The 4,380-nt window shown below is 48.6% G+C and carries 2 protein-coding genes and 2 pseudogenes; 1 reads left to right on the top strand and 3 read right to left on the bottom strand.

Annotated elements, in window-relative coordinates; all coding sequences use genetic code 11:
• The first annotated feature begins 125 nt into the window (after window positions 1-125).
• Window positions 126-647 carry a cysteine dioxygenase family protein gene (locus J4F31_12065; protein MCE2497289.1) on the top strand — a complete coding sequence of 174 codons (522 nt, stop codon included), beginning with the start codon at window positions 126-128 and terminating at the stop codon, window positions 645-647.
• Between the two features lie 202 nt (window positions 648-849).
• Here J4F31_12065 and J4F31_12060 read toward each other — a convergent pair whose 3' ends face one another.
• The 3 genes and pseudogenes from J4F31_12060 to J4F31_12050 form a co-directional block, all read right to left on the bottom strand.
• On the bottom strand, window positions 850-2,100 hold the full coding sequence (locus J4F31_12060) for an NAD(P)/FAD-dependent oxidoreductase (GenBank protein ID MCE2497288.1): 1,251 nt from the start codon (window positions 2,098-2,100) through the stop codon (window positions 850-852).
• Window positions 2,101-2,241: 141 nt separating this feature from the next.
• A pseudogene (locus J4F31_12055) lies at window positions 2,242-3,652 on the bottom strand (MBL fold metallo-hydrolase).
• 84 nt (window positions 3,653-3,736) lie between these two features.
• Window positions 3,737-4,188, bottom strand: a pseudogene (locus J4F31_12050) (YeeE/YedE family protein).
• Window positions 4,189-4,380 lie beyond the last annotated feature (192 nt).

Here is a 4,380-nt window from a genome sequence, read left to right as displayed (position 1 = left end):
AAGAATCTATCTTTAATCAAACCCAATTATTAACTAACAAAACCGCATTGTTGGTCTGAAATATGGGGAGTATTACAGTCTGACGATTTTTTCGGAACTTAGAATCTAATGAGCCGAGAAGAATTATGAGTGCGATAACTACCATTGAAGAGCTGATCGATACCCTGAGGAATGGCTCGGGTAACGAAGGTTATATGGGTATTATGAAGCGGATCAACTTCGATCTAGAGGGCGAAATTTTGCCACTCTGCAAATGGAGCGAAGAGCACTACACCCGTATTCCGCTCTTCCGCAACAGCGACTGCGAGCTACTACTCATGTGTTGGGAGCCGCATCAAACCTCGCCGATCCACACCTACGACTATCAGGAAGGATGGATGTACATCTTACAGGGCGAATTGTGTATTGAACAGTACTTCACCTCCATGGTCGAGAACAAGCTCAAACTCATCGAAAGCACGCACCTACCTGAAAAATCGATTCCCTACCTCAACGATTACATTGGATTCCATCGCGGCTTCAACTGCGTCAACCGACGCACGATCAGCCTCCACATCTACAGCCTCCCTATCGACACGTGGCAGGTCTACGACGAAGAATCGAAGCGCGTGCATTCCATGAGCGTTTGGAACGACCCCAAAGAGTAACGACCAAGGAAATACTTGTGCGGAGCATTGCTGTGGATATGCGCCTACGGCGCGATCCGCAACTGCGCGCCTCCGGGTCGATTTCCGTGCTAGGGATCGGGCCCAATCATTAATCTGTACAAGTTATAGAGAATTCAGTGTTTAAGATCAAAGTACGGGGCAAAAAAAGTCCCGCCGCGGCGGGACTCCCATCTTAGCGATTTTAAGCTTTCCCTTTTAGCATTAAATCCCAGTACATAAAGGGTAATCCGTACTTCTTCAGCATCCACATGCTCCACTTCTCTTTCGTCGTATCGACAAAAGTAGAGATCATAGGATCGCTCATTCTCTTGTTTTCGTAGCCAAACTCCGCCAAAACCATTCGGCCGTAAGCGTTCACGAGCGGACAAGAACTATACCCTGTATAACCCAAATTATGCGCATGTCGTCCTTCGAGCATGTTCAAGATATTATCCACGACTACAGGAGCTTGCTTGCGGACGACCGCGCCCGTTTTAGCCGTTGGCAAGGCCGCTGAATCGCCGAGTGCAAATACATTCTCGTAATTCGGATTTTGCAATGAGTGAATATCGACGTTGGCCCATCCCTTACTCGCCCCGTCTTGGTGGGCGATCTTTGATCGCTTCACAAAGTCTGGTGCACTCTGAGGAGGTGCCAAATGAAGCATGTCGAATTCGAGTTCCTCAACTGAAGTTACGGGTTCGCCGGTATTGGTCAGAACCATACAACCGGTATTGTCGTATTTAACTACTTCGTAGGTCGCTACTTTCTTTTCACCGTCGATCTTCACCAACTTATGGTGAAAGCGCGTATCGATATCGTAGCACTCGACCACCTTCTCCAGGGTAATGGCGAATTCCTTAACCCTAAAGATCACCGATCCGGGAGATGCAAAGATGATGTCGCTATTCTTGTGAAGATTGTGCTTGCGCATGTAGTGAGCGGCCAAGAATATGATCTTCATCGGTGCTCCGCCACACTTAATAGGAGTTGCCGGTTGGGTAAACAGTGCTGTTCCGCCCTTCCAATTTTTCAGGATATCCCAAGTGTACTCCGGATCCACATAGTTCGAACAGACGTTGTTCTTGCCCATGGTCTCCTGAAGGCCTTCGATTCCATCGAGATCGACTTGAATACCCGGTGCTACAACGAGGAATTCGTACTGCACCTCTTCTCCACTCCGCAAGACCACCTTGTTGTTGTCTGCATCGATATCTCCAGCATACTCTTTGATCCGGGTAACTCCGGGTGGAATCAAACCAGCTTCATCGCGCTCGGTCTTCTTCATGTCATAGGTTCCAGCGCCTACCAAGGTCCATGCGGGTTGGTAGTAGTACTTCTCAGACGGCTCAATGATCGCGACGTCCAAGTCTTTTTTCTTACGCATCAACTGCGCAGCCACCGTGATTCCGGCAGTTCCTCCACCGATGATGACGATTTGATGATTCTTCATAGCGTTTGAGTATAAAATTCAAATTAGATACTCCCTGCAGGCTCTTGATTGACCGAGATCCACTAGCGCAATTCGAGGGGGCGAAAATAGTCTCGGGATTCACCCCTGAATCCCGGGGCACGCTATGAACCTACTAGATGCTTAAAGCATCGTGGAAGGGCAAACGTACTCGGTCATTGGAAGATCGGTCTTCTCAATGGCCTCAAACCCTCCGGCCACGTCTACCGAATTGTGATAGCCCCGTGCCTTCAGGATGCTGATGAATACCATACTTCTGTACCCACCAGCGCAATGAACATAGTACTTGGTACTCTTGTCCAAGTCATTCATATGATCGTTAATGAAATCGAGCGGCATATTTTTAAAGCCCTCGATATGTTGACTGTCGTACTCGCTTTGTTTGCGCACGTCGAGCATATTCACATGGTCATTCTTTACGAGCGAGCTCAGCTCCGTAGCCGTAACCTGCTCTATTTTCTCGACCTCGCGGTCGGATGATACCCAAGCGTTAAAGCCGCCATCCAGGTAGCCGATGGAATTATCGTATCCAACACGGCTCAAACGAGTCACAACCTCTTCTTCGCGACCCGGATCGGTCACCAACAATATCGGTTGCTTGAGATCGGGGATCAGCGTTCCTACCCAAGTAGCGAAGCTTCCGTCGATCCCAACGAAGATAGATCCGGGGATATGGCCGTCGCGGTACAGTTCTTCCGAACGGGTATCCAGGATCAATGCATCAGTAAGTTCAGCGGATTTCACGAAATACTAGACGTTGAGTGGATTCAAACCTCGGTCCATGACCTCCTCGAATGGGTCGTAACCCATTTTATTCATTACCGCATTCTTAGGGAAGTACTGCGGCGGGGCGGCCAAACCGTCAGTAACCTCTTGAACGAACTCCTCGCGTGACATATCCGCCCGCAGGGCGTAATTGGTTTTTAAGCTGGTGACCAAGTGTATCGATGGTCTCATCGCTCATCTTTTTACCACAAGCCGAGCCGGCGCCGTGTCCCGGATAAACGATCACGTCTTCGGACAGGGTCATGATTTTGTTGCGGAGCGAATCGAACAGGTGGCTAGCCAGGTCCTCCCGGCTCAAATCGGTCTTGACGGGGAGGTCAGGACGCCCAACATCACCAATGAACAAGGTGTCGCCGGTGAAAATAGCGTGCTCGTTGCCCTCGGGATCGATCACCAGAAAAGTAATCGACTCCATGGTATGTCCGGGAGTGTGAAGGATCTTGATCTTCACATCGCCAAGGGGAAGCAGCTCTTCGTCTTTCGCAACGTAGGCTTCATAATTCGGCTGGGCAGTTGGCCCAAAAACTATTTGTGCACCGGTGCGCTTTGCTAGGTCGAGGTGACCCGAAACGAAGTCGGCATGGAAGTGTGTTTCAAGAACGTACTTGATCTTTGCGCCGTTTTGCTCGGCCCTATCGATGTAAGGCTGAGTTTCACGAAGTGGATCAACGATTGCGGCTTCGCCATTCGATTCAATATAGTAGGCTGCTTCTGCTAGACAACCCGTGTAGATTTGCTCTATTTTCATTTGGGGGCGAATGATTAATGATTCAACTTCTCCAAAATTACACGGATGTCGCGCCAGACTTGGTGGTATCTGTCACATTGCAACCTAATATTTGTCAGTTTCACGGCTGACAATTGTATCAGTGAGGTATTTTTCGCGCAGCATACCGTAGGCAAGAGTACCCGGAAGAGCACTTATAATGACCGCGATGATCACTGGAACGCCGTAGCCCGATAAAATGAACATTGGGCCCGGGCATGCCCAGGTCATGGCCCATCCCAAACCAAACCAAAGATGATACCTCCAAAAAGATAGCGAGGAATACTCGGTTTTTTATCGAACAAGCACATCTCCTCGCCATACCAAGGGTGAATGTGGTATTTCTTTATGAACCACACAAAGAATATCCCGAGCGCTACGGCCGACCCGATGACCCCGTACATGTGAAATGATTGAAACTTGAACATCTCGTAAATCCGATACCAGGAAACTGCCTCGGCCTTGGTCAGTACAATGCCAAAGAGGACACCGACAAGTAGGAATTTTAGGTATTTCATTGCGTTAGAAATAAATGTTCGTAATAAGGTTAAAGTGGTGGTAATTATGTCGATTGTGGATCAGTGCAGGCAAAGCATTATTCGAAGCAGATGCATACCCTCCATCGAGTAATCTAGGGAGTGTTCACTAAAGTGTGTCATTGGTTAAAAATCTATCTTCAAAATAGTCACATAAATCCCTGCGGACATTAG

The sequence above is a fragment of the Flavobacteriales bacterium genome, from assembly GCA_021296215.1.
GTDB lineage: Bacteria > Bacteroidota > Bacteroidia > Flavobacteriales > ECT2AJA-044 > ECT2AJA-044.
The sequence above is the reverse complement of the archived record's forward strand: the minus strand, read 5'-3'. Positions and strand labels throughout refer to the sequence as shown.

Excerpts from the sequence above, each read along its gene's own strand:
- J4F31_12065 (MCE2497289.1), top strand. The coding sequence starts at position 126 with ATGAGTGCGATAACTACCATTGAAGAGCTGATCGATACCCTGAGGAAT.
- J4F31_12060 (MCE2497288.1), bottom strand. The coding sequence starts at position 2,100 with ATGAAGAATCATCAAATCGTCATCATCGGTGGAGGAACTGCCGGAATC.